This window comes from Pseudomonas mosselii (assembly GCF_003205295.1).
Lineage (GTDB): Bacteria > Pseudomonadota > Gammaproteobacteria > Pseudomonadales > Pseudomonadaceae > Aquipseudomonas > Aquipseudomonas mosselii_B.
On the sequence record NZ_QJRP01000069.1, the window covers coordinates 1 to 5,057 of the forward strand.

A 5,057-nucleotide genomic window follows, 5' to 3' on the forward strand; every position below is an offset into this window, starting at 1 on the left:
AAGATTATCAGCATCACAAGTGGCCATGCGAGAAATCACATAGTCATTTGAGATTGCTGAGCCAAGTTTAGGGTTTCTTAAAAACCCAAGCAGTATTGAACTGAAGAGTTTGATCATGGCTCAGATTGAACGCTGGCGGCAGGCCTAACACATGCAAGTCGAGCGGATGACGGGAGCTTGCTCCTTGATTCAGCGGCGGACGGGTGAGTAATGCCTAGGAATCTGCCTGGTAGTGGGGGACAACGTTTCGAAAGGAACGCTAATACCGCATACGTCCTACGGGAGAAAGCAGGGGACCTTCGGGCCTTGCGCTATCAGATGAGCCTAGGTCGGATTAGCTAGTAGGTGAGGTAATGGCTCACCTAGGCGACGATCCGTAACTGGTCTGAGAGGATGATCAGTCACACTGGAACTGAGACACGGTCCAGACTCCTACGGGAGGCAGCAGTGGGGAATATTGGACAATGGGCGAAAGCCTGATCCAGCCATGCCGCGTGTGTGAAGAAGGTCTTCGGATTGTAAAGCACTTTAAGTTGGGAGGAAGGGTTGTACGCTAATACCGTGCAATTTTGACGTTACCGACAGAATAAGCACCGGCTAACTCTGTGCCAGCAGCCGCGGTAATACAGAGGGTGCAAGCGTTAATCGGAATTACTGGGCGTAAAGCGCGCGTAGGTGGTTCGTTAAGTTGGATGTGAAAGCCCCGGGCTCAACCTGGGAACTGCATCCAAAACTGGCGAGCTAGAGTATGGTAGAGGGTGGTGGAATTTCCTGTGTAGCGGTGAAATGCGTAGATATAGGAAGGAACACCAGTGGCGAAGGCGACCACCTGGACTGATACTGACACTGAGGTGCGAAAGCGTGGGGAGCAAACAGGATTAGATACCCTGGTAGTCCACGCCGTAAACGATGTCAACTAGCCGTTGGAATCCTTGAGATTTTAGTGGCGCAGCTAACGCATTAAGTTGACCGCCTGGGGAGTACGGCCGCAAGGTTAAAACTCAAATGAATTGACGGGGGCCCGCACAAGCGGTGGAGCATGTGGTTTAATTCGAAGCAACGCGAAGAACCTTACCAGGCCTTGACATGCAGAGAACTTTCCAGAGATGGATTGGTGCCTTCGGGAACTCTGACACAGGTGCTGCATGGCTGTCGTCAGCTCGTGTCGTGAGATGTTGGGTTAAGTCCCGTAACGAGCGCAACCCTTGTCCTTAGTTACCAGCACGTAATGGTGGGCACTCTAAGGAGACTGCCGGTGACAAACCGGAGGAAGGTGGGGATGACGTCAAGTCATCATGGCCCTTACGGCCTGGGCTACACACGTGCTACAATGGTCGGTACAGAGGGTTGCCAAGCCGCGAGGTGGAGCTAATCTCACAAAACCGATCGTAGTCCGGATCGCAGTCTGCAACTCGACTGCGTGAAGTCGGAATCGCTAGTAATCGCAAATCAGAATGTTGCGGTGAATACGTTCCCGGGCCTTGTACACACCGCCCGTCACACCATGGGAGTGGGTTGCACCAGAAGTAGCTAGTCTAACCTTCGGGAGGACGGTTACCACGGTGTGATTCATGACTGGGGTGAAGTCGTAACAAGGTAGCCGTAGGGGAACCTGCGGCTGGATCACCTCCTTAATCGAAGACATCAGCCTGCTGATGAGCTCCCACACGAATTGCTTGATTCATTGTGTAAAGACGATGCTGTAACGCGACCCTGTTATAGGTCTGTAGCTCAGTTGGTTAGAGCGCACCCCTGATAAGGGTGAGGTCGGCAGTTCAAATCTGCCCAGACCTACCAATTACTTGGTGCGGCCTAGAATACGGGGCCATAGCTCAGCTGGGAGAGCGCCTGCCTTGCACGCAGGAGGTCAGCGGTTCGATCCCGCTTGGCTCCACCACTCTTTCAGGTTTCGCAGCACTGCTCAGAACTTAGAAATGAACATTCGTTGATGAATGTTGATTTCTGACTTTTGTCAGATCGTTCTTTAAAAATTCGGATATGTGATAGATAGACTGAATGCCAGTTTCACTGCTGGTTATTCAGGCTAAGGTAAAATTTGTGAGTTCTGCTCAGCAATGAGCGAAATGCGAATTTTCGGCGAATGTCGTCTTCACAGTATAACCAGATTGCTTGGGGTTATATGGTCAAGTGAAGAAGCGCATACGGTGGATGCCTTGGCAGTCAGAGGCGATGAAAGACGTGGTAGCCTGCGATAAGCTTTGGGGAGTCGGCAAACAGACTGTGATCCAGAGATCTCTGAATGGGGGAACCCAGCCAGCATAAGCTGGTTATCTTGTACTGAATACATAGGTGCAAGAGGCGAACCAGGGGAACTGAAACATCTAAGTACCCTGAGGAAAAGAAATCAACCGAGATTCCCTTAGTAGTGGCGAGCGAACGGGGACCAGCCCTTAAGCTGGTTTGAGATTAGTGGAACGCTCTGGAAAGTGCGGCCATAGTGGGTGATAGCCCCGTACACGAAAATCTCTTGCCAGTGAAATCGAGTAGGACGGAGCACGAGAAACTTTGTCTGAACATGGGGGGACCATCCTCCAAGGCTAAATACTACTGACTGACCGATAGTGAACCAGTACCGTGAGGGAAAGGCGAAAAGAACCCCGGAGAGGGGAGTGAAATAGAACCTGAAACCGTATGCGTACAAGCAGTGGGAGCCTACTTTGTTAGGTGACTGCGTACCTTTTGTATAATGGGTCAGCGACTTATATTCAGTGGCGAGCTTAACCGAATAGGGGAGGCGTAGCGAAAGCGAGTCTTAATAGGGCGCTTTAGTCGCTGGGTATAGACCCGAAACCGGGCGATCTATCCATGGGCAGGTTGAAGGTTAGGTAACACTGACTGGAGGACCGAACCGACTACCGTTGAAAAGTTAGCGGATGACCTGTGGATCGGAGTGAAAGGCTAATCAAGCTCGGAGATAGCTGGTTCTCCTCGAAAGCTATTTAGGTAGCGCCTCATGTATCACTGTAGGGGGTAGAGCACTGTTTCGGCTAGGGGGTCATCCCGACTTACCAAACCGATGCAAACTCCGAATACCTACAAGTGCCGAGCATGGGAGACACACGGCGGGTGCTAACGTCCGTCGTGAAAAGGGAAACAACCCAGACCGTCAGCTAAGGTCCCAAAGTCATGGTTAAGTGGGAAACGATGTGGGAAGGCTTAGACAGCTAGGAGGTTGGCTTAGAAGCAGCCACCCTTTAAAGAAAGCGTAATAGCTCACTAGTCGAGTCGGCCTGCGCGGAAGATGTAACGGGGCTCAAACCATGCACCGAAGCTACGGGTATCACCTTTGGTGATGCGGTAGAGGAGCGTTCTGTAAGCCTGTGAAGGTGAGTTGAGAAGCTTGCTGGAGGTATCAGAAGTGCGAATGCTGACATGAGTAACGACAATGCGAGTGAAAAACTCGCACGCCGAAAGACCAAGGTTTCCTGCGCAACGTTAATCGACGCAGGGTTAGTCGGTCCCTAAGGCGAGGCTGAAAAGCGTAGTCGATGGAAAACAGGTTAATATTCCTGTACTTCCAGTTATTGCGATGGAGGGACGGAGAAGGCTAGGCCAGCTTGGCGTTGGTTGTCCAAGTTTAAGGTGGTAGGCTGAGATCTTAGGCAAATCCGGGATCTCAAGGCCGAGAGCTGATGACGAGTGCTCTTTAGAGCGCGAAGTGGTTGATGCCATGCTTCCAAGAAAAGCTCCTAAGCTTCAGATAACTGGGAACCGTACCCCAAACCGACACAGGTGGTTAGGTAGAGAATACCAAGGCGCTTGAGAGAACTCGGGTGAAGGAACTAGGCAAAATGGCACCGTAACTTCGGGAGAAGGTGCGCCGGTGAGGGTGAAGCACTTGCTGCGTAAGCCCACGCCGGTCGAAGATACCAGGCCGCTGCGACTGTTTATTAAAAACACAGCACTCTGCAAACACGAAAGTGGACGTATAGGGTGTGACGCCTGCCCGGTGCCGGAAGGTTAATTGATGGGGTTAGCGCAAGCGAAGCTCTTGATCGAAGCCCCGGTAAACGGCGGCCGTAACTATAACGGTCCTAAGGTAGCGAAATTCCTTGTCGGGTAAGTTCCGACCTGCACGAATGGCGTAACGATGGCGGCGCTGTCTCCACCCGAGACTCAGTGAAATTGAAATCGCTGTGAAGATGCAGTGTATCCGCGGCTAGACGGAAAGACCCCGTGAACCTTTACTATAGCTTTGCACTGGACTTTGAGCTTGCTTGTGTAGGATAGGTGGGAGGCTTTGAAGTGGGGACGCCAGTTCTCATGGAGCCATCCTTGAAATACCACCCTGGCAACCTTGAGGTTCTAACTCAGGTCCGTTATCCGGATCGAGGACAGTGTATGGTGGGTAGTTTGACTGGGGCGGTCTCCTCCCAAAGAGTAACGGAGGAGTACGAAGGTGCGCTCAGACCGGTCGGAAATCGGTCGTAGAGTATAAAGGCAAAAGCGCGCTTGACTGCGAGACACACACGTCGAGCAGGTACGAAAGTAGGTCTTAGTGATCCGGTGGTTCTGTATGGAAGGGCCATCGCTCAACGGATAAAAGGTACTCCGGGGATAACAGGCTGATACCGCCCAAGAGTTCATATCGACGGCGGTGTTTGGCACCTCGATGTCGGCTCATCACATCCTGGGGCTGAAGCCGGTCCCAAGGGTATGGCTGTTCGCCATTTAAAGTGGTACGCGAGCTGGGTTTAGAACGTCGTGAGACAGTTCGGTCCCTATCTGCCGTGGACGTTTGAGATTTGAGAGGGGCTGCTCCTAGTACGAGAGGACCGGAGTGGACGAACCTCTGGTGTTCCGGTTGTCACGCCAGTGGCATTGCCGGGTAGCTATGTTCGGAAGAGATAACCGCTGAAAGCATCTAAGCGGGAAACTTGCCTCAAGATGAGATCTCACTGGAGCCTTGAGCTCCCTGAAGGGCCGTCGAAGACTACGACGTTGATAGGTTGGGTGTGTAAGCGCTGTGAGGCGTTGAGCTAACCAATACTAATTGCCCGTGAGGCTTGACCATATAACACCCAAGCAATTTGCGC

At 52.1% G+C, this 5,057-nt stretch carries 2 tRNA genes and 2 rRNA genes; all 4 read left to right on the forward strand.

Features of this window, described 5'->3' with window-relative positions:
- Positions 1-97 precede the first annotated feature (97 nt).
- The 4 genes from DMX06_RS25915 (at position 98) to DMX06_RS25930 (ending at position 5,035) form a co-directional block, all read left to right on the forward strand.
- Positions 98-1,634 (forward strand): 16S ribosomal RNA (locus DMX06_RS25915).
- 86 nt (positions 1,635-1,720) lie between these two features.
- Positions 1,721-1,797, forward strand: a tRNA-Ile gene (locus tag DMX06_RS25920).
- A gap of 24 nt (positions 1,798-1,821) precedes the next feature.
- Positions 1,822-1,897, forward strand: a tRNA-Ala gene (locus tag DMX06_RS25925).
- Between the two features lie 245 nt (positions 1,898-2,142).
- Positions 2,143-5,035: ribosomal RNA gene (locus DMX06_RS25930) — 23S ribosomal RNA — on the forward strand.
- Together the 16S and 23S rRNA genes with 2 tRNA genes alongside form the textbook arrangement of a ribosomal RNA operon.
- Positions 5,036-5,057 lie beyond the last annotated feature (22 nt).